The organism is Caballeronia sp. LZ043 (assembly GCF_031451075.1).
GTDB lineage: Bacteria > Pseudomonadota > Gammaproteobacteria > Burkholderiales > Burkholderiaceae > Caballeronia.
This window is the reverse complement of the sequence record NZ_JARUXT010000002.1, coordinates 1,384,656-1,407,688: the sequence shown is the minus strand read 5'-3', so window position 1 is coordinate 1,407,688 and position 23,033 is coordinate 1,384,656. Positions and strand designations below refer to the sequence as shown.

Genomic DNA, 23,033 nt, shown 5'->3' with positions numbered 1-23,033 from the left:
TACGGCGCTTCAAATGATCCCTCGCCGAATAGACCTGACAACGAGAGGAAAAGATCATGAAGGACCGCATCGATAACCGCCGCCGCCGTCTGCTCGGCACCGCCGTCGCCGGCATCGGCTTGCTTGAGATGGGGCTGAGCGGGCTCGTCGAGGCGGCGGAAGCGCGGAACGCTCCCGCACCCGCGTTGCCGGAAAGCTTCACGCACCTGAAGCATATCGCGACCCCGACGCTCAGCATCGCCTATGCCGAAGCGGGGCCGCGCAACGGGCCGGTCGTGATCCTGCTGCACGGCTGGCCGTACGACATCCACAGCTACGCCGAAGTCACGCCGATGCTGACCGCAGCGGGCTATCGGGTCGTCGTGCCGTATCTGCGCGGCTATGGCCCGACGCGCTTCCTGTCCGCCGATACCCCGCGCAACGGCCAGCAGGCCGTGCTCGCGCGCGATGTGATCGAGATGATGGATGCGCTCTCGATCGAGCATGCGGTGCTGGGCGGTTTCGACTGGGGCGCGCGCACGGTGAACATCGTCGCGGCGCTGTGGCCGGGGCGCGTCAAGGCGATGGTCTCCGTGAGCGGCTATCTGATCGGCAGCCAGCAGGCGAACCAGGCGCCACTGCCGCCGCAGGCCGAGCTGTCGTGGTGGTATCAGTTTTACTTCGCGACCGAACGCGGCCGCGCGGGCTATGACGCCAACCGGAACGATTTCAACCGGCTGATCTGGCAGACGGCGTCGCCGCAATGGCACTTCGACGACGCGACCTACGCGCGTTCAGCCGCGGCGTTCGGCAATCCGGATCACGTGGACATCGTGATTCACAACTATCGCTGGCGGCTCGGGCTGGCGCACGGCGAGCCGCAATACGACGCGCTCGAGGCGCAACTCGCGAAGGGGCCGTCCATCGGCGTGCCGGTCATCACGCTGGAAGGCGATGCCAACGGTGCGCCGCATCCCGCGCCGGCAGACTATGCGAAGAAGTTCACGGGGAAGTACGAGCATCGGACGATCACGGGCGGAATCGGGCATAACCTGCCGCAGGAAGCGCCGCGCGCCTTCGCCGATGCGGTGATCGACGTCGCTCGCATGTAACGGCCGTTCAAAGCCCGAGACACACCGCGCCCGCGGCGACCACCACGCAGGCGATCCAGCGCCGCGCGTCGACGTTCTCGCGCAGGAACACACGGCCGATCAGCGCCGCGAACACGACGCTGGTTTCGCGCAATGCGGACACGGCGCCCATCGCGCCCGACTGCATCGCCCAGATGACGATGCCGTACGCGGCAATCGAGACAAGCCCGCCCGCAATCGACGAGACGACCGACATCGGCGCGGCGAAGACGGGCTTCCAGATGGCATCGGCGCCGCGTCGCACGACGAAGATCAGCGGCATGAACCAGTAGAAGAGGAACATCCACGCCGTGTAGGCGAACGGCTGATCGCCCGAGAGCCGCACGCCGATGCCGTCGATCACGGTATAGACCGCGATGGTCACGCCGGTGGTCAGCGCCGCGAGCGCGCCCGCGCGCGAGACGTGCCGCCCGCGCAGCGCGAGCGCCATGATGCCGGCCGAGATCAGCGCGATGCCGAGCACGCGAAGCGCGCCGATGCCCTCATGCGCGAACAGCGCCGCGCCCAGGGTGACGAGCAGCGGCGACGAGCCGCGCGCGATGGGATACGCCTGCGCGAGATCGCCGCGCCGGTACGAACGCACGAGGCTCACGTTGTAGACCACGTGCACGAGTCCCGACGCGATCACATACGGCCACGCTGCCGGGGCCGGCAACGGCAGCCACACCACCGCGACGAGCGATACCGCGCCGATGGCGATGCTCATCCAGGTCATCGAGAAGAAGCGGTCGCGATTGCCGTGCAACATCGCGTTCCAGCTTGCATGGAGCAGGGCGGCGAGCAGGACAACGCCACCGGTATAACTGAGCATGAGCGTGCTTTCGGGCTGTGATTGGCGTATTCAAGAGAATAACTATCTTGTAAGCCGCTCACAAACCACTTATCTTCGGATGTCGCGTCAGAAAATCTCTCCTGAAGATGAACCGGACCTTGCCGCCGTTGAATGCGTTGCGTGCCTTCGAAGCCGCCGGACGGCTCGGCAGTTTCAAGCAGGCCGCCGCCGAACTCCACGTCACGCAAGGCGCGGTGAGCCAGCAAGTGCGTTTGCTGGAGGCGTGGCTCGGCGCGCCGCTGTTCGAGCGCCATAACCGGCGCGTTGCGCTGACGCCCGCCGCCGAGGCCTATCTCGGGCAGATCGGACCGCTGTTCGATCAACTGTCGCAGGCCACCGCCCGCTATGGACTGTCCGAAGCCGTGAGCCGCACGCTCAGCGTGAATGCGCCCGCGACCTTCGTGCTGCGCTGGCTGGTGCCGCGACTCGAAGACTTCCGCCGCGCGCATCCGGATGTCGAAGTGAGGGTGGAGACGTCGAACGAACCGGTCGAGGCGCTGAAGGAGAGTCACGACATCGTGATACGCGGTGGTCCGGACACCTTCTACGGCTATGCGATGCAGCCGTTCCTCGCCGAAGAGCGCCTGCCGGTGTGCAGTCCGGCGCTGTTGCGCCGCGTGCCGCTGCGGGTTCCGCAGGATCTGGAATGGCACACGCTGCTGCACGCGTCGAGTCTGCCGCGCGTGTGGCCCGACTGGCTCGCGAAAGCCGAAGTGCCGACGCTGCGTCCGGCCGCCGTCATGAGCTTCGACCATTTCTATCTGACCTTGCAGGCGGCCGTCGACGGCATGGGCATCGCGATGGGTCCAACGGCGCTCGTCTCCGACGATCTCGCGTCGGGCCGGCTGATCGCACCGTTCGACGCGCCGCGCTTGCCGTCGCGTACGTACTGCACGTATGTCGCGGAAGGCCGTCAGGACGAACGGCTGATCGTGCTGTTCCGTTCGTGGCTGGAACGCGAGGGCGACGCGTGCGCGCGGGAACAGACGGCGCGTTAGCCGTAGCGCTTCACCGCGCGCCAGAACGCGGGCCACGGTTGACGCGGACCGTCGCAGACGTAAATGTCGCGCTGGCGCATCGAGCTGTTTGTAATGCCCAGCGGCGTGTCCGCATGCCCGGCGATCCGGCACGCGACGAGTTCGCGTTGTCCGAAATCATCCGGCACACCGACGACGATCAGCGGTTGCGGCGGCGGATTGCCGTAGCCGCGAAACCAGTTCGTATTGGTGCCGGAGATCGCCGGCGGCAGGCCGTCGCGCGCGCCATAGAGTCTGAGCGCGGCGACCTGGGCCGAATCGGCGGCGAGAATGCCTGCGCTCGCGCGCTGCCCGGCGGGCAGCGCATCGCGGACGCGCACGACGGCTTGCGCAAGTTCCGGCCAGCCGAGTTCCTCGTTGAAGTTGCCGCCGTTGAGGCGGTCGGCGCTGCGCCACCATGCCGACCCCAACGGCGCGACCGGCAGCACGGGCGCCGCGCCCAACACGCCGCCGAACCCGAGCAGCGTCCACACGCACATGCCGGCGATGCGTGCCCGACGCGCGTCCAGGGCGGCCAACGCGCGCTCGCCGCAGACGGCGCCGGCGGCCAGCAGCATCGGATAGGCGGGCGCCATGTAGTAGTCGCGGCCGTGCGCGACCATGAACAGGACGAGCGGCACGACGAACATCCAGCCGATTGCGCGGAAACGCATGCTGTCCGCGCCGAACAGCACGCTGTAGAGCCCGGCGAGCCACAACGGAAGCGTGAACGGGCTTGCCGCGATCCACAACTGGCCGGACAGGAAGCCTGCGGTGCGGCCCCGCGCGACATCGCGTTGATGGATGCTTTCCAGGAAGTCGAGCGAGATGAAGTCATGCCGGATCTGCCAGACGAGATGCGGCAGCACGATCACCCCCGCGAGCGCCACGCCGCTCCACAGCCACGGACTGCGCAGATGCCGCCGCGCGGGCGTGAGCAGCACGCCGGCGACGATGCCCGCCGCGAGAAACGACATCGTGTACTTGGTCAGCAAGCCGAGCCCGACCGCGATGCCGACGCCGATGAACCCGCGCGGATCATCGGACGACAGCACGCGCAACAAACAGTACGCCGCCGCCACCCAGCACAGGTAGTCGAGGCTGACGTACTGGAACAGGCTGCCCGCATTCAGGGCGACGCTGCTGATTGCGGCGGCGAGCGCGGCCACGGTCTGAGCGAAGCGGGTTCCGCCCATGTGCCGCGCCATCAGTCCGGTGAGCACGAGCGCCACGCTCATCGCGAGCGAGGAAAAGACTCGCAGCCCGACGAGCGACGGCCCGAACAGCGTTGTGACCACATGCGCGAGGAACGGCATGACCGGCGGCACGCCGACATAACCCCACGCGAGCGCGCGGGCGTCTTCGAGCGTCGACAATTCGTCGCGATGAAAGCCGTAGCGGCCGTTGGTGAAGGCGTGCAGCAGAAACAGCGCAATGCCCAGCAGCATCAGCACGACGAAGTCGCCGCTTGCGCCGGGCTTGCCACGCGCGCGTTCCATCGGCCGACGCGCCTCAGCGCACCAGAAACCCGTAGGCCAGCGGATCGCGTTCGTCGATGATCCAGTTCGCGAAGCCGCAGATATACGCCTCGCCTTCGATTTCCGGAATGACCGCCGGAAAGTCGTGCACCATGGTCTCCTTCAGCACGCGCCCCTTGAACACGGTCCCGACGATCGACTCGTTCACCAGCGTTTCATCCGCGCCGAGCTGTCCGCGCAGATAGAGCTGCGCGACGCGCCCGCCCGTGCCGGAGCCGGTCGGCGAACGGTCCACTTCGCGGTCCGCGAACACGCAGCAGTTGGCTTGAGTGGAGCCGGGATGACGCGGCGCATTGGCGATGATCGTGCCGTAGATGTGATTGATCTCCGGAATGTCCGGATGCGCGAGCGGAAACGCCTGGTTGGCCGCTGCCTTCACCTCCGCGCCGAAACGGATCAGCTGCTCCACCGATGACTCGCGCACCGGCAGGTCGTGCGGCGCGCCATCGGTGTAGAAGTAGAACGCGCCGCCGTACGCGATGTCGCCCGTGACCGTGCCGAAGCTCGGCGTGTCCACGGTCACGTCGCGCTTCCAGATGAAGGACGGCACGTTCACGAAACGCACGGAGCCTGCGTGATCGCCATCCCACTTCACGAACGCTTCGATGAAGCCGCACGGCGCATCGATGCCCACGCGCGTCTCCGGGCTCGTGCGCTGCACCCAGCCCAGTTCGACCGCCGCCGTGGCCAGCGCGATGACACCGTGTCCGCAGTGATCGCTATAGCCTTCGTTGTGCAGGAAGATGATGCCGAAGTCCGCTTCCGGCGATACCGGTTCGGTCAGATAACCGCCGTACATGTCCGCATGGCCGCGCGGTTCGAACATCAGCGCGCGGCGGATGTCGTCGGCGTGTTCCTTCAGCCAGGCGCGGCGCTGCACGATGGTGTCGCCGGGCAGACGCGGCAGGCCGCTCGTGACGATGCGGAACGGCTCGCCGCCGGTATGGACTTCGACGGTCGAAATGGATCGGGAGAGTTTCATTGCGTTGTGCGGTGAGACTTATTGAGCATAGGGAACGGGCAGGCCATTGCGGATCATGTAGACCGTGGTAGGCGCGCCCTGCAGGTCGCCGCTGGCGTCGAACGAATAGGTGCCCGCGACGCCCTTGTACTTCTCCTTCGCCAGTTGCGCGATGAGCTTCGCCTTGTCGGTGGTGGTGCCGGCCTTGACCATGGCGTCGGCGAGCATCTTCACGCCGTCGTAGTAATTGACGCCGTAGACCTGCGTGTCCGTGTGATAGGCATCCTGGTACTTCTTCAGGAAGGCGCGGCCTTCCGGCGTCTTGTCCAGCGCCACGCCGCCCTGCGCGCAATAGACGATGGACGCCGCCTCGCCCGCGACCTTGCCCATGTCGGCGGAACAGATGCCGTCGCCGCCGAGCAGCTTCGCGCGGATGCCGCGCTGCTTCATCTGCTTGGCCATTGGCGCGCCTTGCGACGCATAGCCGCCGAAGAAGATCACATCGGGATTCTTCGACTTGATCGCCGTGAGAATGCCGAGGAAATCGGTGGCCTGTGAATTGGTGAACTGCTGGTCGACGATCTTGATGCCATTCGCCTTCGCCACCTTCTCGAACTGCTCGGCGACGCCCTGGCCGTACGCGGTGCGGTCGTCGATGATCGCGGCGGTCTTCGCCTTCAGCGTCTTCGCGGCGAATTCGCCCATGGTGCCGCCGAGTTGCTCGTCGCTGGCGCCGATGCGGAAGATGTTCTTGAAGCCCTGCTTCGTGAGCGCCGGGTTCGACGCCACCGGCAGCAGCGGAATGCCCGCCGTGCTGTAGACGCGCGAGGCCGGAATCGCGACGCCCGAGTTATATGGCCCGAGCACGGCGAGCACGTTGTGATCGGCAAGATTCTGCGCCACCTGCACGCCAACTTTCGGGTCGGCCTGGTCGTCCTGCGAATCCAGCTTGAAGGTCACGCTCTTGCCGCCGATGCTGATGTTCGCCTTGTTCAGTTCGTCGATGGCGAGCCGCGCGCCGTTCTCGTTGTCCTTGCCGTTCGGCGCCTGCGGGCCGGTGAGCGGCGCGGAGTGGCCGAACGTGACGACCTCCTGCGCGGCGGCGGACGCGGCCACGGAGAAAACGGATACGGCAGCCAGGGCAAGGACGGGATAGCGCATGGACTCGTCTCCAGACGGTTTCGAAGGAACACCAATGTAGTGCAGATGGATGGGGCTCTCAAGCAGTTAAAAATTCGACCGGTCGTTCTGGTAAGGTCACGAAGCCCGCTTGCGCACGTGCAGCAGAATCTGCTGCGGCACGGGCCACGAACCGCACAAGCTGCGGTTGCAGCGAGCAACATCGGCTCCGGCTGCCGCCACGTCTCACTACACTGACTGCTCCACCCCTCGCCATCAGACAGGAGCGACCGTGAAACTCACCGACTTCGACACCCTCACTTTCGACTGCTACGGCACGCTGATCGACTGGGAAAGCGGCATCTTCGAAGGGCTGCGTCCGCTGCTCGAACGCGTGAAGCCTTCGTTGACGCGCGATCAGGTGCTGGAAGCGCACGCGCGGCATGAATCCGCGCAGCAAAAGTACACGCCGGCGAAGCGTTATCAGGATCTGCTGCCCATCGTGTACAAGCGTCTGGCCGAGGAATGGGGCGTGCCGCATACGCACGAGGAATGCATCGCGTATGGCCGTTCCATTCGGCACTGGCCGGCCTTCGCGGATTCGGCGGAAGCACTCCAGTATCTGAAGCAGCATTACAAGCTCGTGATCCTGTCCAACGTGGACAACGAGAGCTTCACGCACAGCAACACGAAGCTGCAAGTGACGTTCGATGCGATCATCACGGCGGAAGACGTCGGTTCGTACAAGCCGTCGCCGCGAAATTTCGAGTACCTGATCGAGAAGCTGGGCGAGCGCGGCATCGCCAAGGAGAAGATTCTCCATACCGCCGAAAGCCTGTTCCACGATCACAAGCCGGCCAATGCATTCGGTCTGACGTCGTGCTGGATTTATCGGCGGCATGCGCAGCCGGGCTTCGGCGCAACCATGGATCCGGGCGCGCAGCCGACTATCGCGTTCCGCTTCAACAGCATGGCGGAACTCGCGCAGGCGCATCGCGAAGCGTTGGCTCAGTCATGAGGAGAAGGCTGTGCGGCTCACCGAGTTCAAGGCACTGACATTCGATTGCTACGGCACGCTGATCGACTGGGAAGCCGGCATCGCCGCCGGGCTGACGAAGCTGGCGGCGCGGCTTCCCGTCACGCTCACGCGCGATCAGATTCTGGAAGCGCATGCGCGTCACGAATCGAAGCAGCAGTTGCTCACGCCCGATCTCGCCTACAACCGCTTGCTGGAAATCGTGTACAAGCGCGTGGCGGAAGAATGGAAGGTCGGCTATGCGTGGGACGAGGCCGTCGCTTATGGCGCGTCGGTCGGCGACTGGCCCGCGTTTCCGGACTCGGCAAGCACGCTTCAGTATCTGAAGAAGTATTTCAGGCTGGTCATCGTCTCGAACGTGGACAATGCGAGCTTCGAGGCGAGCAAGCGCAAGCTCGGTGTCGAGTTCGACGCCATCGTGACCGCCGAGGACGTGGGTTCCTACAAGCCGGCGCGCCGCAACTTCGACTATCTGTTCGACGTGCTGGCCCGGCTCGGCGTGGACAAGGGGGAAACGCTGCACGTGGCGGACAGCAATTATCATGATCTGCTTCCGGCGGAGGAATACGGCATGCATGGCTGCTGGATTCACCGGCGCTTCGAGCAGCGCGGCTTCGGCGCGACCGTGAAGACGCTCACGGAACCCGCCGTCGACTTCAAGTTCACGAGCATGGCGCAACTCGTCACGGCGCATCACGCCGAACTCGCCGAAGGCTGACGCAGCCGCGTGGCGCCCATCGATCCCGCACGACATGAACCACCGACAGAAGCTGGACCGCATCGACATCAGGATCCTGGCCGAACTGCAAAAGAACGGCAACATCACGAACGCGAATCTCGCGAGCGTGGTCGGGCTGTCGGCGAGTCCGTGTCTGCAACGCGTGCGGCGGCTCGAAGCGGCGGGCATCATTGCGGGCTATGGCGCGCATCTCGATCTGACGCGCCTCACGAGCACGGTGACGGTCTTCACCGAGATCATGCTGCACGATCACCGCCGTGAAGACTTCGTGCGCTTCGAGGCCAATCTGCGCGATGTCGAGGAAGTCACCGAGTGTCATCTCGTCAGCGGCGGCTATGACTACCTGCTCAAGTTTCTCGTCAAGGATATCGGTCACTATCAGGAGGTGATCGAGAAGCTTGTCGACCGGAACGTGGGCATCGAGAAATACTTCAGTTATATCGTCATTCGCTCGCCGTTCGTCAGGCATACGGTGCCGCTGGCGTCGCTGCTCGCCGACGACGAGCGCTGAGCGCGCCCCCGAGCTTTCAAAACGCCGGACGGCATCCTATTCTGAAGTTCTTTGACAGGAGCAAGCCATGGCGAAGATGAAGGCAGTGCAGGTGGCGCAAGCGAATGGTCCGCTCGAAGTGGTCGAACGCGACGTGCCAGAACCGCCGGAAGGCCATGTGCTCATCAAGGTTCAGGCGTGCGGCATCTGTCATAGCGATTCGCTGACGAAAGAAGGGCTGTGGCCCGGACTCCAGTTTCCGCGCGTGCCGGGACACGAGATCGCGGGCGTGATCGAGAAACTCGGGGCGGGCGTCGAAGGATGGCAGCAGGGGCAGCGCATCGGCGTGGGCTGGCACGGCGGACACTGCGGTCATTGCGAGCATTGCCGCCATGGCGACTTCGTGCTTTGCCAGAAGGCGCTCGTGCCCGGCATCAGCTATGACGGCGGCTATGCCGACTACATGGTGGCGCCGCAGGAAGCGCTGGCGCGCATGCCCGACGATCTCGCCGACGTCGATGCCGCGCCGCTCCTCTGCGCCGGCATCACCACCTTCAATGCGCTGCGCAACAGCGGCGCGCGCGCCGGCGATGTGGTCGCGGTGCTGGGCATCGGCGGGCTGGGGCATCTGGGCGTGCAGTTCGCGCGCAAGATGGGCTTCGAGACCGTGGCGATCGCGCGCGGTCAGGACAAGGCGCCGCTGGCGAAGGAACTGGGCGCGCATCACTACATCGACAGCGAAGCGCAGAACGTCGCCGATGAACTGAAGGCGCTGGGCGGCGCGCGCGTGATCCTGGCGACAGCGACGAGCGGCCGCGCGATGAATGCGGCCATCGGCGGGCTCGGACTGAACGGCAAGATGATCATGGTGGGCATCTCCGACGAACCGGTCGAGGTGCCGATCACGCAGTTCATCATGGGGCGCAACTCGGTGCAGGGCTGGCCGTCAGGCACCGCGGCGGATTCGCAGGAGACGCTCGCGTTCAGCGCGCTGTCCGGCGTGAAGCCGATGATCGAGGAATATCCGCTGTCGCGCGCGGCCGAAGCCTATGACCGCATGATGAGTGGCAAGGCGCGCTTCAGGGTGGTGCTCACGCCGGGCAAGTGAGCCGGTAGCGCGTCTGTCTACGGGTTCAGGTGGCGAGCGGCGCGACCGTCGCGTTGGGCAGCGCGAGCAGCTGTTGCGGCGACAGCAGCAGCTTCGCCTCGCGCACGCCCGCGCCCATGACCACGCGCGCGCGCTCCATGACGGCGGCTTCCACCAGCACGAGCCATGAGGCCGGCACGCCGAACGCGGTGATGCCGCCATACTCCATGCCGGAGTGTTCGGTGGCCACTTCGCGCGACGCGAACGAGATACGCTGCGCGCCGAGTGCGCGCTTGACCGCGCCGTTCACGTCGAGCCGCTTCGAAGCCAGCGTGACGATCGCCGCGTATTGTTCGCCGCCATCCTTCTTGTAGCGCACGACGATGGTGTTCGCGCAATCCTCCAGGTCGATGCCGAAGCGCTCGCTGCATGCGGCGGTGTCGGAGGCGTCGTCGGGAACGCGGAACACGGTGATGTCGGTGCCGTGCAGCGTGGCAAGCACGCTGGCGGGGAGCGTCGCCGCGATGTCAGCGGCGGACATGTGGTCGAGATTGAGCGCGTAGTCGTCTTGGGGCGTGTTCATGGGCGGTCAGGCAGGCGTGTGGGACGCAGAAGGTTCTCAGGGTAACCGATGCGCGTCCGCGACGCTTCTAAGCTACTTGCCGCGTGCGCCGTTGCGCTTCTCGCCGAGAATCTTGACGATGACCTTGGTAGGCGAACTGGTGGCGAGCCGCGCGATTTCGTCGACATGCACCCAGCGGCAACGCGCGATCTCATTGCTGGCCCGTGCCTTTGCGCTCTTCGAGATGTCGCAGAAGAACACGTGGTGATGTTTCTGGTCGCCGCGATAGTTGAACAGATGTTTGGCCGACTTGCCCGACAGGCGGGTTTCTTCCTTCAGCTCGCGGAGCGCGGCATCCGAAAGGTCTTCGCCGCGCTTGAGGATGCCGCCGGGCAGCGCCCATTTGGATTCGCGCCGCGCGACCAGCAGAATGCGTTTGCCTCTTCGGCAGACGACCGTGGCTCGTTTCCTCAAATTCGCTCCGATGTTTTTGTTCTCGCGTTACCGTTGGCAGGGTCTCGCCCTGTCGGGCAGCAGCTAGTGTACCCAAGGCGAATTTTCTTGTGGAGCACCTTGCACGATCTTTTGCACCGATAGCCGTGTTCGGCGCTGCATGACCCTTCCTTGAACGTAGAAGCCGTCGACCCAAAGAAAAGCCCCGGCGGATGCGCTCGGCCGGGGCAAGTTTTTTACGTCTACCGGTACGTCTGTGACACCTGCTGTTTTTGTGCTGTGACTGCTGTGACTGCTGTTACTGCTATCACTGCGACTTCTAAACGGCACATTCCCCGACAACGCCACTCCATCTGCTGCAACCACTCCGGTACTTCTGCGACTACGACACCTGCTGCAACCGGTAAGAAAGTTGAGGGTAAGCCGGTTTGCTCAGTGAATATCGCTTCGCTTTTGCTGGCGCGGTGCGTTGCGCCATGTAAAGAAGTGTACGCAGCCATGCGCGATTCAATTGCCCGAAGAAGCGTCGCTTTCGGCTTCTGTCCAGTGAATTCGCGGACGCCTTCGGGCACGCTTAAAGACGCGAGACAGGGACACGGTTTGTCCACGGTCGAACGCTACACTGGGTTTCACTCAAGCCCTGCATGGACCATGACCGAACCGTTACATCAAACCTGTGAGCCGCCGCAGGACGCGCGGGCGCTGGTGCTGAACTGGATCAGACGAGCCCGCGAATCGCAGATCCGTCACTACACGATGGCCGACCGTCTGACCGCAAGCGGCAGGAAGCTCGGACTGGCTGTCATCGGCATCACGACCGCTACGGGCACGTCGGCTTTTCTCTCGCTCGTCGCTACCGCCATCTCGCCGCAGTTGCGCATCGTGATCGGGCTGACGAGTATCGGCGCCGCCGTGCTCGCGTCCTTGCAGACCTTTCTGCGCTACAGCGAGCGCGCCGAATTGCACCGGCGCGCGGGGGCGCAGTACGGCGCCGTGAGACGCCGCCTGGAAGCGATCCACGCAGCGGATCCCTATCTGCACGACATGCGCGACATCGAAGGCGTGCGCGACGAACTCGATCAGATTGCGCAGAATGCGCCACATTTGCCGCGCGGGATCGTCGCGCGCGGATAAGCCTTACAGCAAGCGCACAGCGGCCTTCATGCGCCGCTTCTGCTCCTTCTTGAGCGAGCGCAGCGCTTTCTGTGCGGCCGCGCCATCCGGCAGCGCGTCGAGATGCTGTTCCAGCAGCGCGCGACTTGCGACGACATCGTTCAACGCCCCGAAGCGCTTCTGCATCCGCTTGAGGCCCTTCAGCGTCTTGCGTTGCTTGCCGCCGAGAAGCGGCTCGAAGAACTCGACCAGATAGCGTACCTTTTTGCCAGCCTTGCGTACATCGTGCAGCTGCGCGTAGTCCTTGCCCTTCGCCTTCGCGGCCGAGCGTATGCGTTTGCTCAGTTGTTTTTCCGCAGCCGTCACGCGCTTCCGGGCGAACTGGGTCAGCGGCGTGCGTTGCGCCGCCGTATTGAGTTCGCGGTTCGCCTCGCTCAGCGACTCGTGCAGCATCTGCTTGAGCTTCGCGTGCGAGAGCGTATCGCGGCTTTTTGCGGCAGTTGCGCTGCGTTGTTCGCGGAAGGCATCGAGCAAGGGCGCGCTGCTTTTCTTGTCGACGAGTTCGATCAGGATGTCCCAGTCGCGCGTATTGCCTGCCGCGCTGGCCAGATACTTCAGGAGGGCGCGCTGCTGGTCGTCGAAATCCTTCTTCAGAATCGGTCGATACGCCCACAGCAAGGTGCGCAGCCTCCGCAGTGCAACACGCAGCTTGTGCAGTTCCTCGGCGTCCGTGCTGTCTTCGAGCACCGTGGCCTGCGCGGACGCTTCGCCGATCAGCGGATTGGCATAAGTGGAGAAGCTCGATTCCGCTAACGCGCCATTGTTTCCCTTTTTCATGTCGGTGTCCCTAGTCTTGCGGAATGGAGATAAGGGCAAGAAACGTACCGAACGTTGCAGACAATGACATAGCAACAAACAGGGTGCCGCAGGACCGCGCCGGCGCCAGGATGTCGGCTCGACTCCCCGCTAAAAGAGGTTCAGCCATGTTGCCGCTTCTGCCGCTTCTGCCGCTTCACGCACTTTTCGCCCCGCACGGCGATGGTGTCAAGCCTCAACTGCTCGTGTTGCTCGTCCGTCCGGCCGAAGCGGACGCCGGTCTCAGCGTCCCCCTTGAAGAGAACGACGTGACCGGCGTGGAGGATCAACGCCCGCGCCGCTTCTCCAGCACGATGGTTTCGAAAAGCGCGTAGTCCGCCGTGGGCGTCTTGTCCGCGCCGGGGGCGTGATAGTAGTTGATCGTGATGGAAGTGCGGCCGCCGTGCTCGCCCGGATCGTGATCAAACACGGCAATGCCATAGCCCGTGCCGGTGTCACGCTGCGCCGACCAGATCGCGTCCTCGACGGCATCCGCGACAGGCCGCACGAACGTGCCCGCCGTCGTGCCGGGTACGGGCCGGTTCGGCTTCGTGAAGACCTGCGCCTGCGGCAGGCCGGTACCTGTATCAGTGCCGTAGACATCGAGCGGCGCGCTGGTGCCGCCGCCGCCGAGAATCAGATGCACCGTGCCGTGCGAGGTATCGATCGGATCGTTGGCGCGCGGCGAGCCGTGTACGGGACGCGGCTGCAGCGTATCGACGCGTTCGCCCGTCACGGCGTCACGGCCCGCGTGATGATTGCAGCCGCGCACCGGATGGCTGCGTTCATAGTCGTGATCGTGGCCGCACAGCACGAGATCGACGCCATAGCGGTCGAACAGCGGCAGCCACGCTTCGCGGATGCCCTTGTCGGAGCCGTTGCCCGTCTTCGACGAACTAAGCGCGTCCTGATGCATCTGCACGATGATCCAGTCGATGCCGTCGTCATGCGAGGCTTCGCGCAAGGTCTTTTCGAGCCAGCGGCTCTGCTCGCCCTGGCTGTAGCCGCGCACATAGAACGAGGTGCCGGGGGCGATCGGCGGATTGCCGGTGCTCGCGGCGGGCACCAGCGGATTGGGTCCGGCCACGAAGGCGGCGCCGTCCTGATAGACGACGTCGTCGGAATCGAGCGAGATGAACAGCACCGAACTCACGCGGAAGCTATACCAGCGGCCCGGAAAACGCGTGCCGTTGTCAGGCAGCGTGTAGCGCGTCAGATACGAATCGAAGCCCTGCCGGCCGTTGTGAAACTCGATCTCGTGATTGCCCGGACACGGCATCCACGGACGGTTCGCGGCGGACGTCTGTGCGTTGTTGCCGAAGTCGCGCCACACGTCGGGCTGGCTCGCGGGGTTGAGGTTGGCGTAGCAGAGGTCGCCGTTGAGCAGATGGAACAGCGGCTCGAAGCGCTCCACCGCCTGCACCGCGAAGCGGCTCTGCGGCGACGACAGCACCCAGTTCGTGTTCGGCGTCGCCAGGTCGCCGTAGCTGGTGAAGCGGAACGCGTGCCGTCCGCGCGGCGCCGTGCGGAAGCTCGACGTGAAGGGCTGGCCGGCGTTGCTGTCGTTGTCGGCGGTGACTTCGTAGTGGTATTGAGTATCCGGACGCAGGTCGCGCAGCCGCGCATGATAAGTACACACGATCTCGCCGTTGAGGCCATCCGTGTAAGTGCGCTGCACGGCATGGATCATGTGGGCGTGGCCATCGTCCGATTGCAGCCGCACGCGCGGCGCAGTGGCCTGTGCGAGCGACGCCCAGCTGATGATCACCTCGCTCGACGGATCCTCGCCCCAAGTGAGGTGGATCTGTTCGGGCGTGCCGTCCGGCGTGTCCGTCGTTGCCGTAGCAGAGCGGCTCATTGCGCCTGCTGCGGTGGCGAGGCCGGAGGCGCCCGCGAACTTCAGGAAGCCGCGGCGCGAGGCGAGCGGTGCGGAGTCTTGCGGGTTCTTCGTGACCATGTGCGTATGTCTCGTCGTGGGGAAGATTCGCCGTGTCACGAGACATTATTGTCATCGGCATGACCGTGCCGTGACACTGCACGAGTTCATCCGTGCATCGAACGGAACGCTGTCATACGCGCGCGCTCCAATGAAAGCGGACCACTTCAGGAGTCATGCTCATGGCACGCAACGAATACGTTCTCTTCAAGGGCAAGGTCACGCTCGGCGTTCCCTTTCTGCAGGGTTACAAAGGCGATCCGCATTATGTGATCGTCAGCGAGGATCAGGAGGGCAATGAGTTCCGCATCGTCACCAACGTGAAGTCGGACAGCACGCTGACCGGCCCCGAAGGTTACTTCGTGCTTTATCAGTGGAATCAGTATTTCGAGCATCCGATGACCGCGGATCTCGAGAAGATCGCGGCAGGCGTGTCCACGTCGAACTTCCCGAAGCTGGACTACGTGCACGATACGAAACTCGTCGACCTGAGTGCGATGCGCCCCATCGCGCTCGACGAGGAAGGCGAGCACAACGACATCAACGAGTTGCTCAACGAGATGTTGCAGCTCGACATGTCGGGCGACGGCGTGCCCTATGTGTATCCGACGCCGACGTATAAAGACAACCGGCGCGGCTGGAAGCCGACGAAGGACGTCACGGTGTACGGCTTCGGCTTCCTGTTCGAACCGGACAAGGACGGCCTTCACGAAACGCACATGAACCAGGGCAATCCGAAGCCCGCGAAAGGCAGCAAGGTCAGGGACCACTCGAACGAGAACGGCGTCTTCCAGGACGGCGCCGTGATGGTGGAAGTGGACGGCAAGTTCCAGGCGTTGTTCGTCGCGTTCCAGACGCAGCTCGTGCCCACCGACAATCGCGGCTACCCGATCCCCGGCACATCGCATCCGATCCTGGGCTAGCTAAGCGGCATCCAGGGTTCGCGCGTAGGACTTCAGGTACTTCATGCCGGTATCGCACATGATGGTGACGATGTGCGCATCCGGCCCGAGACGCTCGGCCACGCGCAAGGCCGCCGTGACGTTCGCGCCGGTCGAGGTGCCGCAGAACAGCCCTTCCTCGGCGGCGAGGCGAAAGGCCATGGCGCGGGCGTCATCGGTGGAGACGCGTTCGAGTTCGTCCGCGATGCGGTCATGCCACAGCGGCACGACATAACCCGCGCCAATGCCGTCGATCTTGTGCGCGCCGCTCGGCCCGCCCGACAGCACGGCGGACTCCGCCGGCTCTACGCCAACCACGCGCACGCGGGCGTCATGGCCGCGCAAGGTCGCCGAGATGCCGCGCAGTGAGGCAGACGTGCCCACGCTCTGCACGAAGGCGTCGATGCGGCCTTCTGTCTGCCGCCAGATTTCGTCGCCCATCTTCGTGTACGCGTGAAGCTGGTCCGTGTTCTCCATCTGCGCAGTGATGTACGCGCCGGTTTCTTCCGCGATGCGATGCGCCTCGCGGATCATGTCGCGCGTGAGCTTCTCCGTCTGCTTGCCGTTCTCGCTCGGGACGATGGTCAGCCGCGCGCCGAGCAGCCGCATGTGATCGAGCTTCTCCTTCGAAAACGCGTCCGAGCTTACGAGATGCAGCGGATGTTGTTTCACCGCGCACACCAGCGCGAGCGACACGCCGGTGCTGCCGCCGGTGTATTCGACCACCGCGCCGCCGGGCTTCAAACGGCCGTCGCGCTCGGGCGCGTCGATCATCGCCAGCGCGATGCGGTCCTTCATGCTGCCGGTCGGATTCTGGCTTTCCAGTTTCAGCGAAATGCGCGCGCCATTGGACGGCACGACGCGGCGCAGCGTCAGCAGCGCGGTGTTGCCGATGGTGTCGAGAACGGAATGCGGAGCGAGGTCCATGTGCGTGCCGGGGTCGGTGAGATCGAGCTGGAATACTTCGCAGTCTAGACGTCCGGGCACGCGCGGAATATAGTCGCAAATGACATTATCGACATCATTTGCGACATGCGACTTTCCATCCTGGCGCTCGATGGCGTGTTCGATACCGGACTGGCCGCGCTGCTGGACACGCTCGGCACGGCCAACGAGCTGGCCGCTGCGCAGGGCAGCACGGCTGCTCCATTCGAGTTCAACCTGGTCGGCGTGCGGCGGCGCGTGCGCACGGCGCTGGGCTTTTCGACACAGCCCGAACCGGTCGCCGAAGTGCGCCAGCCGGACTGGGTCGTGCTGCCCGCGCTCAACGCCAAGCAGCCCGAGCCGCTGCTCGCCGCACTGGCGCGCCCTGACGTGCGCGAAGCGATCGGCCATCTGCGCGGCTGGCATGCGCAAGGCATCGGCGTTGCCGCAGCGTGTACCGGCACCTTCGTGCTCGCGGAGGCGGGCTTGCTGGATCACGGCTTGGCCACGACGACCTGGTCGCTCGCGCCCGCGTTCCGGCAGCGCTTTCCGGCAGTCGATCTGGACGATTCGCGCATGGTGGTCGCGTCGCGGCGCGTCGTGACGGCGGGTTCCGCGATGGGTCATCTCGACCTCGCGCTGTGGCTCGTGCGGCAGGCCAGTCCCGAACTGGCCACGATGGTCGCGCGTTTCCTGCTGATCGACCAGCGCGCGTCGCAGGCGCATTACATCGTGCCGGATTACGTCGCGCACGCGGACCCGCTGATCGCGCGTTTCGAACGCTGGTCGCGCGAGCACCTTTCGGCGGGCTTCTCGCTCAATGACGCGGCGAGCGCGCTGTGCGTCGGGCCGCGCACCTTGCAGCGGCGCACGGAGGCGGTGCTCGGCAAGTCGCCGCTGGCGTTCTTTCAGGATTTGCGGATCGAGCGCGCGCGGCAGCTCGTGTCGGCGGGATGCGATCTGGAGAAGATCGCGAGTGAGGTGGGGTATGCGGATTCCGCGACCCTGCGCACCTTGCTGCGCCGCAAGCTCGGACACGGCGTAAGGGAGATGCGCGCGGATCGGCGCTGAAGGCGCGCATGGCGGCGCGCCTCCAGGCGTTACATCATTCGAGCTCGACGCCCTTCAGCTCGGGAATGAGCGTGAGAGTCGCGATGACATCGACGATATAGATGCACGCCAGCGCGGCGATCGCGATGCCGAACGAGTAGTAGCTCGCCACCGCGCCGATCGCCAGCGGTCCGAAGCCGCCCACGGCCCGCCCGATGCTCCACAGCACGTTCTGCGCGGTGCCGCGTGCATGCGTCGGATAGAGCTCGGCCATCAGTGCGCCGTAGCCGCCCATCATGCCGTTCACGAAGATGCCCACCACCATGCCGCCGATCAGCAGCGCCTCCGGCGTGGTCATGCGCGAGTAGATGAACACCATCACGAGCGCGCCGATCTGGTACATGACGAAGGTCGGCTTGCGGCCGATCTTGTCCGCCAGCTGCCCGAAGATCCAGATGCCGACGAGCATGCCGAGGATCGACGCCGCCGTCCACGTCGCCGACTTCGCGAGCGTGAAGCCGAAGGCCTTCGTCAGATAGCCGGGCATCCAGATGATGAGGCCGTAGTAGCCGAAGTTCTGCACCGAGCACATGATGATCATGCCGATGCTGCGGCGCGTGGTCTCGCGGTCGCGGAACAGCGTCTTGAGGGGGAACTCGTGGCGCTTGCGGGCGGCCTTCTCGATGAAGATCTCGGACTCGCCGATCGCCTTGCGGATCACGAAGGACAGCACGGCGGGCGCGAGGCCGACGAGAAACATGCCGCGCCAGCCGATATGCGGCAGCAGGATCGGCGTCACGATGGCGGCGATCAGCACGCCGATCTGCCAGCCCATGCCCACGTACGACGAGACGCGGCCGCGCTTTTCAGCCGGCCAGGCTTCGATGGCGAGCGCCATGCCGATACCGAACTCGCCGCCCAGCCCGAGGCCCGCGATGAAGCGGTACGCGAGCAGGTCGTGATAGCCCTGCGCGAACGCGCACAGCCCGGTGAACACGGCGAACAGCAGGATCGTGTAGGTCAGCACGCGCACGCGGCCGAGATAGTCGCTCAGAACGCCGAAGCCGATGCCGCCCGCGACGCCGCCGACCAGCGTCCACGTCACGAGCGAGCCGGCCTGCGCCGAGGTGAGGCCGAGGTCCGCCGAAATCAGGCTCAGCATGAAGCCGAGGATCAGCAGGTCGAAGCCGTCCATCGCGTAGCCGGAAATGGACGCGACCAGCGCGCGGATGTGCGGCGGCCCGAAGATCGACTTCGGCGGGGCGCTGCGCGCGCCCTCGGCCGTGTGGTCGAGAGGTTGGTTCATGAGTGGTCTCCTCGTGGACGCATCAGTTGATTGCGTCGGGATCGTGCGGCAGCGGCTCGCCTGCGCCGGTGCGCTCGACGATCAGCCCGTAGTGTTCCGGCCGGCGATGCTTCGCGAAGTTGAAGACGTGTTCGCGGAAGGTGTCGCCGAGTGCGAGATCGATGTTGGCGAAGATCACTTCGTCTTCCTCGCTCACGCTCTGGGCGGCAATCTCGCCCGACGGCGCGACGATCACCGAGCCGCCGATCATGTGGAAGCCGTCTTCCTTCCCGCACTTCGCGGCGGCGCCGATCCACATCGCGTTCTGATAGGCGCTCGCCTGCAGCGAGACGAGATGCGTGTGCATGCGCAGATGCACCGGCTCCGGCCAGTGGATGTTCAGCGACGGCGTGTTGTAGCCGAGCACGCCGAGTTCCGCGCCTTGCAGCGACATCGCGCGCCAGGTTTCCGGCCAGCGGCGGTCGTTGCAGATGCACATGCCGAGCTTCGCGCCCATCGTCTCGACCACCGGGAAGCCCGTGTTGCCCACTTCGAAGAACTTCTTCTCCAGATGCTGGAAGGGGGCGTCCGGCTTGTGATCCGAATGGCCCGGCAGGTGCGTCTTGCGATACTTCGAGACGATCTTGCCGTTGTCATCGACGATGATCGCCGTGTTGAAGCACTCGCCCTTCGCGGTCAGTTCCGCATAGCCGAGATAGAAGCCGATGCCTGCGTTGCGCGCGGCGTCGAAGAGCGGTTGCACGTCCGGGTTCGGCATCGAGCGCTCGAAGAAGCGTTCAATGGCCGCTTCCTGGCTCATCCAGTAGCGCGGGAAGAACGTGGTCAGCGCCAGTTCCGGGAACACGACGAACTTCGCGCTGCGAGCCTTGGCCTCGTTCAGCATCTCGACCAGGCGCTTGACGACGGCCTGACGGTCGTCGGCGAGATGGACCGGGCCCATTTGCGCGACCGCGAGACCGATTTTGCGTGACTTGCTCATGACTTCCTGTTTCCTTGTGTGATGCGGTTTCAGTGCTTGTCGGTGTAGCCGAAGCCGGCGTGGCCTTCGGCGTTGCCGTCGGCGAGTGCGCGGAAGAACTGGCCGCGCGCCGAGACTTCCCGTTCGTTCTGGAAGGGCAGCGGCGTCGAGCGCGGGACGAAGCGGCCGCTGCCGGGCTGTGCATGCAGCACGCCGTCATCGACGATCACCCGTCCCGCGCTGATCACGGTGCGCGGCCAGCCGGTCACCGTCATGCCTTCATACGGCGTGTAGCCGACGCGGTCATGCAGCGCCGGGGCCGTCAGCGTGACTTGATGCTGCGGGTCCCACACGGCGATGTCCGCGTCCGCGCCCGCCTGCACGAGGCCTTTGCGCGGCGCGATGCCGTACATGCGCGCGTGATTCGTCGCGCTCAATGCGACGAACTCGGGCAGCGTCATGCGGCCCTTGACGAAGCCTTCCGAGAACAGCAGCGGCAGGCGCGCTTCCAGGCCGGGCATGCCGTTGGCCATCTGCTTGAAGGTGGTGGCGTCGCCGTGCGGCAGCTTGCCGGTTTCATCGAAACGATAGGGCGCGTGATCCGACGACACGGTTTGCAGCACGCCGTCCTTCAACGCCGTCCACAGCGCTTCCTGTGCGTCCGCGTCGCGCAGCGGCGGGCTGCAGCAATACTTCGCGCCTTCCACGCCGGGCAGGTCCATCGCGTCTTCGGTCAGCAGCAGGTAGTGCGGACAGGTTTCGCCGTACACCTGCGCGCCCATGCGCCGCGCCGCGCCGATGGTCGCGAGTGCGTCGCGCGCGGACACGTGCACGATCAGCACGGGCACGTCGAACAGCTTCGAGAGCTGGATCACGCGGTTCGTCGCTTCGGCCTCGGCCAGCGCCACGTGGCTCGTCGCGTGATATTTCGGCGCGCTGCGGCCGTTTTCCAGCAGCTTCTGCGAGACCCAGCGGATCACGTCGTTGTTCTCGGCGTGCACCATCACGAGCGCGCGTTCGCGGGCGGCGAGCGCGAGCACGTCGAGCATCTGATAGTCGTCGATCTTGAGCTGCTCATAGGTCATGTAGACCTTGAACGACGTGATGCCCTTGCGGATCTGCTCGACGAGATCTTCCTGCAGCGTCTTCTTGTCCGTCTCGGAGACGATCAGGTGATAGCTCCAGTCGATGACCGACTTCGCCGTTGCGAGCGCCGCGTACTCTTCCGCCACCTGCTTGAGCGAATGTCCGCGATGCTGCGCGGCGAAGGGCACGATCATCGTCGTGCCGCCGAACGCCGCGCCGACGCTTGCGGAATACCAGTCGTCGGCGCCCATGATGCCCATGCCCGAGCGCTGCTCGACGTGGCAATGCGTATCGATGCCGCCCGGAAGCACGTACTTGCCGGTGGCGTCGATGTCGCGCTTGCCGGCGGGCAGGCCGCGCGCCACTTCGACGATCCGGTCGCCGACAATGCCGACATCCGCCTCGAAAACCGCTTCGTCGGAGGCGACGCGGCCGTTGCGTATCGTGAGATCAAACTGCTGCATGAACTGTCATCCGCTTGAAAATTCAGGGTTGCGCGGCAAGTTGCGCGCTGTCCGCGCGCGCCGCGAGCCACCAGTCGACGCAGGCGCGCGCGAGCGCGTCGGTCGGGTCGATCGCATGATAGGCGGCGCCGGCCAGCGCCACCGGGATTTCCGTGCAGGCGAGCAGCAGCGCATCGGCGCCGCGCGTGACCAGCGCGTCCGCCGCAGCGGACAAGAGCGCGCGGGCGTCGTCGAGCCGGCCGGCCTTCACTGCCGCAATGCCCGCCGATACATACATCGCCTGCATCGCCTCGTCCGGTTCAATGGCCTCGATGCCGCGCGCCGCCAGCTGATCGTGATAGATGCGCGCCTTGAGCGTCGCGGCCGTCGCCAGGATGCCCACGCGGCGCGCCCGCGGATAGCGGCGCGTCAGCGCAGCCAGCGCCGCTTCGCCGATATGCAGCACAGGCAGCGTGCTCGCTTCCGCCAGCCGCTGATGCCACACGTGCGCGGTATTGCACGGAATCGCGATCGCCGCGCAGCCCGCGCGTTCCAGCGTGCGCAGGCCGTCGAGCAGATGCGGCCAGGGCGCGTCCGAACCGGCGAGGAACGCCGTGCTGCGGTCGGGCACTTGCGGCACGTTGTGGACGATGACCGGCATGTGTTCCTGATCGGACGCGGCGGGCGTCGCCTGGATCAGCTTGACGAGGAAATCCGCCGTGGCGAGCGGGCCCATGCCGCCGAGCACGCCCAGTCGCGGCAGCGGCGCTGCGATGTCATTCATGCGTCACCCCGCTCGCGGCACACCGCGAAGGCCAGAGCGGCGGCGCTCGAACACGGATCGATCACCGGCACGCCGAGCGCCGCTTCGAGTCCGGCGCGCAAGGGCGTCATGCCGGCGCAGCCGAGCACGATGGCGTCCGCGCCGTCCGTTTCGCACAGGGCACGGCCGGTCGCGATCAGCTTGTCGAGCGCCAGTGCACGGTTGCCCGATTCCTCGACGCTCAGTCCGACCGCACGTTCGCCCGCCACCGCCGCACCGATGCGGGCAGCATGATACGCCCGCCAGTGGCGCGGCATGCCGCGCGTGCTGGCCGCGATCACGCCGACGCGCGAGCCGAGTGAAAGCGCGCTCGCCATGGCCGCCGCACCGATGCCGATCACCGGCCGGCGCGTGATTTCGCGGGCGGCGTGCAGGCCCGGATCGCTGAAGCAGGCGATGACGAAAGCCGCCGCGTGCGCGTCGTGCTGCTCGACGAAATTCGCGACCGCGACGGCCGCGCGGTCCGCATCCCGCTGGGTCACGATGCCGCCCGGCACGGCGTGCAGCGTGTCGAACGCGACGGGCGCGTCGTCGCCGGCGCGCAGGGCGCGGACGGTCCGCTCGATGTCGCGCGTGACGTCGGCGAGACCATTCGGATTCAGGAAATAAATGGGAGCTGACATGACTCGGCGCCA

Annotated in this window: 24 protein-coding genes; 10 read left to right on the top strand and 14 right to left on the bottom strand. The window is 65.4% G+C overall.

Annotated elements, in window-relative coordinates; genetic code table 11:
* Positions 1 to 56: 56 nt before the first annotated feature.
* On the top strand, positions 57 to 1,091 hold the full coding sequence (locus tag QCE64_RS20030; protein ID WP_310005729.1) for an alpha/beta hydrolase: 1,035 nt from the start codon (positions 57 to 59) through the stop codon (positions 1,089 to 1,091).
* 7 nt (positions 1,092 to 1,098) lie between these two features.
* Here the strand turns inward: QCE64_RS20030 and QCE64_RS20025 are convergent, their stop codons facing one another.
* The gene (locus tag QCE64_RS20025; RefSeq protein WP_310005727.1) at positions 1,099 to 1,941 is read right to left on the bottom strand and encodes an EamA family transporter; all 843 of its coding nucleotides are present in this window, start codon (positions 1,939 to 1,941) and stop codon (positions 1,099 to 1,101) included.
* A 107-nt stretch (positions 1,942 to 2,048) separates the two neighbouring features.
* Here QCE64_RS20025 and gcvA point away from each other — a divergent pair, with 107 nt between their 5' ends.
* Entirely contained in the window at positions 2,049 to 2,960 is a 912-nt protein-coding gene (gene gcvA, locus QCE64_RS20020; protein ID WP_310005725.1) for a transcriptional regulator GcvA, read from the top strand.
* Here the strand turns inward: gcvA and QCE64_RS20015 are convergent.
* Genes QCE64_RS20015 through QCE64_RS20005 form a run of 3 tightly spaced genes read right to left on the bottom strand, consistent with a single transcriptional unit; the run spans position 2,957 to position 6,638 of the window.
* Positions 2,957 to 4,477: a glycosyltransferase family 39 protein gene (locus tag QCE64_RS20015; protein WP_310005724.1), complete on the bottom strand. Its 1,521-nt coding sequence runs from the start codon at positions 4,475 to 4,477 to the stop codon at positions 2,957 to 2,959. The two genes, gcvA and QCE64_RS20015, sit on opposite strands and share 4 nt — an antisense overlap.
* 13 nt (positions 4,478 to 4,490) lie before the next feature.
* Positions 4,491 to 5,498 carry a trans-3-hydroxy-L-proline dehydratase gene (gene lhpH / locus QCE64_RS20010; RefSeq protein WP_310005723.1) on the bottom strand — a complete coding sequence of 336 codons (1,008 nt, stop codon included), beginning with the start codon at positions 5,496 to 5,498 and terminating at the stop codon, positions 4,491 to 4,493.
* 18 nt (positions 5,499 to 5,516) lie between these two features.
* Positions 5,517 to 6,638 carry a branched-chain amino acid ABC transporter substrate-binding protein gene (locus QCE64_RS20005; protein ID WP_309922745.1) on the bottom strand — a complete coding sequence of 374 codons (1,122 nt, stop codon included), beginning with the start codon at positions 6,636 to 6,638 and terminating at the stop codon, positions 5,517 to 5,519.
* Between the two features lie 250 nt (positions 6,639 to 6,888).
* On the opposite strand from QCE64_RS20005, the gene QCE64_RS20000 reads away from it, so the two are divergent.
* The 4 genes from QCE64_RS20000 (at position 6,889) to QCE64_RS19985 (ending at position 9,969) form a co-directional block, all read left to right on the top strand.
* A complete protein-coding gene (locus QCE64_RS20000; RefSeq protein ID WP_309922743.1) occupies positions 6,889 to 7,614 on the top strand; it encodes a haloacid dehalogenase type II in 726 nt (241 codons plus the stop codon).
* 10 nt (positions 7,615 to 7,624) lie between these two features.
* A complete protein-coding gene (locus QCE64_RS19995) occupies positions 7,625 to 8,350 on the top strand; it encodes a haloacid dehalogenase type II (RefSeq protein WP_310005721.1) in 726 nt (241 codons plus the stop codon).
* 34 nt (positions 8,351 to 8,384) lie between these two features.
* Entirely contained in the window at positions 8,385 to 8,882 is a 498-nt protein-coding gene (locus QCE64_RS19990; protein WP_310005719.1) for an Lrp/AsnC family transcriptional regulator, read from the top strand.
* A gap of 67 nt (positions 8,883 to 8,949) precedes the next feature.
* Positions 8,950 to 9,969, top strand: coding sequence for an alcohol dehydrogenase (locus QCE64_RS19985; RefSeq protein WP_309922735.1), 1,020 nt, complete (start codon positions 8,950 to 8,952; stop codon positions 9,967 to 9,969).
* A gap of 25 nt (positions 9,970 to 9,994) precedes the next feature.
* Here the strand turns inward: QCE64_RS19985 and QCE64_RS19980 are convergent, their stop codons facing one another.
* Both QCE64_RS19980 and QCE64_RS19975 read right to left on the bottom strand, forming a co-directional pair.
* The gene (locus QCE64_RS19980) at positions 9,995 to 10,531 is read right to left on the bottom strand and encodes a YbaK/EbsC family protein (protein WP_309922731.1); all 537 of its coding nucleotides are present in this window, start codon (positions 10,529 to 10,531) and stop codon (positions 9,995 to 9,997) included.
* 72 nt (positions 10,532 to 10,603) lie between these two features.
* Positions 10,604 to 10,984 carry an NUDIX domain-containing protein gene (locus QCE64_RS19975; RefSeq protein ID WP_309922728.1) on the bottom strand — a complete coding sequence of 127 codons (381 nt, stop codon included), beginning with the start codon at positions 10,982 to 10,984 and terminating at the stop codon, positions 10,604 to 10,606.
* 630 nt (positions 10,985 to 11,614) lie between these two features.
* Here QCE64_RS19975 and QCE64_RS19970 point away from each other — a divergent pair.
* A complete protein-coding gene (locus tag QCE64_RS19970; protein ID WP_309922726.1) occupies positions 11,615 to 12,097 on the top strand; it encodes an SLATT domain-containing protein in 483 nt (160 codons plus the stop codon).
* 3 nt (positions 12,098 to 12,100) lie between these two features.
* Here the strand turns inward: QCE64_RS19970 and QCE64_RS19965 are convergent, their stop codons facing one another.
* Positions 12,101 to 12,952, bottom strand: coding sequence for a CHAD domain-containing protein (locus QCE64_RS19965; protein ID WP_310005717.1), 852 nt, complete (start codon positions 12,950 to 12,952; stop codon positions 12,101 to 12,103).
* 107 nt (positions 12,953 to 13,059) lie between these two features.
* Here QCE64_RS19965 and QCE64_RS19960 point away from each other — a divergent pair, with 107 nt between their 5' ends.
* Positions 13,060 to 13,266 carry a hypothetical protein gene (locus tag QCE64_RS19960; protein WP_310005715.1) on the top strand — a complete coding sequence of 69 codons (207 nt, stop codon included), beginning with the start codon at positions 13,060 to 13,062 and terminating at the stop codon, positions 13,264 to 13,266.
* On the opposite strand, the gene QCE64_RS19955 is transcribed toward QCE64_RS19960, so the two are convergent.
* The gene (locus QCE64_RS19955) at positions 13,218 to 14,888 is read right to left on the bottom strand and encodes a fibronectin type III domain-containing protein (RefSeq protein ID WP_310005713.1); all 1,671 of its coding nucleotides are present in this window, start codon (positions 14,886 to 14,888) and stop codon (positions 13,218 to 13,220) included. The two genes, QCE64_RS19960 and QCE64_RS19955, sit on opposite strands and share 49 nt — an antisense overlap.
* Before the next feature lie 161 nt (positions 14,889 to 15,049).
* Between QCE64_RS19955 and QCE64_RS19950 the strand changes: the two genes are divergently transcribed.
* Complete coding sequence (locus QCE64_RS19950; protein WP_310005711.1) at positions 15,050 to 15,790, top strand: DUF2278 family protein; 741 nt, start codon at positions 15,050 to 15,052, stop codon at positions 15,788 to 15,790.
* Here the strand turns inward: QCE64_RS19950 and QCE64_RS19945 are convergent, their stop codons facing one another.
* Positions 15,791 to 16,735 (bottom strand): cysteine synthase family protein, encoded by a 945-nt coding sequence (locus QCE64_RS19945; protein WP_310005709.1) that lies wholly within the window; start codon positions 16,733 to 16,735, stop codon positions 15,791 to 15,793.
* A gap of 105 nt (positions 16,736 to 16,840) precedes the next feature.
* On the opposite strand from QCE64_RS19945, the gene QCE64_RS19940 reads away from it, so the two are divergent.
* Entirely contained in the window at positions 16,841 to 17,803 is a 963-nt protein-coding gene (locus tag QCE64_RS19940) for a helix-turn-helix domain-containing protein (RefSeq protein WP_309922713.1), read from the top strand.
* Positions 17,804 to 17,837: 34 nt separating this feature from the next.
* Here QCE64_RS19940 and QCE64_RS19935 read toward each other — a convergent pair whose 3' ends face one another.
* The 5 genes from QCE64_RS19935 to QCE64_RS19915 are packed head-to-tail and all read right to left on the bottom strand — an operon-like array spanning position 17,838 to position 23,021.
* The gene (locus QCE64_RS19935) at positions 17,838 to 19,088 is read right to left on the bottom strand and encodes an MFS transporter (RefSeq protein ID WP_310005707.1); all 1,251 of its coding nucleotides are present in this window, start codon (positions 19,086 to 19,088) and stop codon (positions 17,838 to 17,840) included.
* A 22-nt stretch (positions 19,089 to 19,110) separates the two neighbouring features.
* Positions 19,111 to 20,067 carry an N-carbamoyl-D-amino-acid hydrolase gene (locus QCE64_RS19930; protein WP_310005705.1) on the bottom strand — a complete coding sequence of 319 codons (957 nt, stop codon included), beginning with the start codon at positions 20,065 to 20,067 and terminating at the stop codon, positions 19,111 to 19,113.
* A 29-nt stretch (positions 20,068 to 20,096) separates the two neighbouring features.
* On the bottom strand, positions 20,097 to 21,596 hold the full coding sequence (gene hydA / locus QCE64_RS19925; RefSeq protein WP_310005703.1) for a dihydropyrimidinase: 1,500 nt from the start codon (positions 21,594 to 21,596) through the stop codon (positions 20,097 to 20,099).
* A 22-nt stretch (positions 21,597 to 21,618) separates the two neighbouring features.
* On the bottom strand, positions 21,619 to 22,359 hold the full coding sequence (locus QCE64_RS19920; RefSeq protein WP_310005701.1) for an amino acid racemase: 741 nt from the start codon (positions 22,357 to 22,359) through the stop codon (positions 21,619 to 21,621).
* On the bottom strand, positions 22,356 to 23,021 hold the full coding sequence (locus QCE64_RS19915; RefSeq protein ID WP_309922697.1) for an aspartate/glutamate racemase family protein: 666 nt from the start codon (positions 23,019 to 23,021) through the stop codon (positions 22,356 to 22,358). Before QCE64_RS19915 ends, QCE64_RS19920 begins: the two co-directional genes overlap by 4 nt.
* Positions 23,022 to 23,033: the final 12 nt, after the last annotated feature.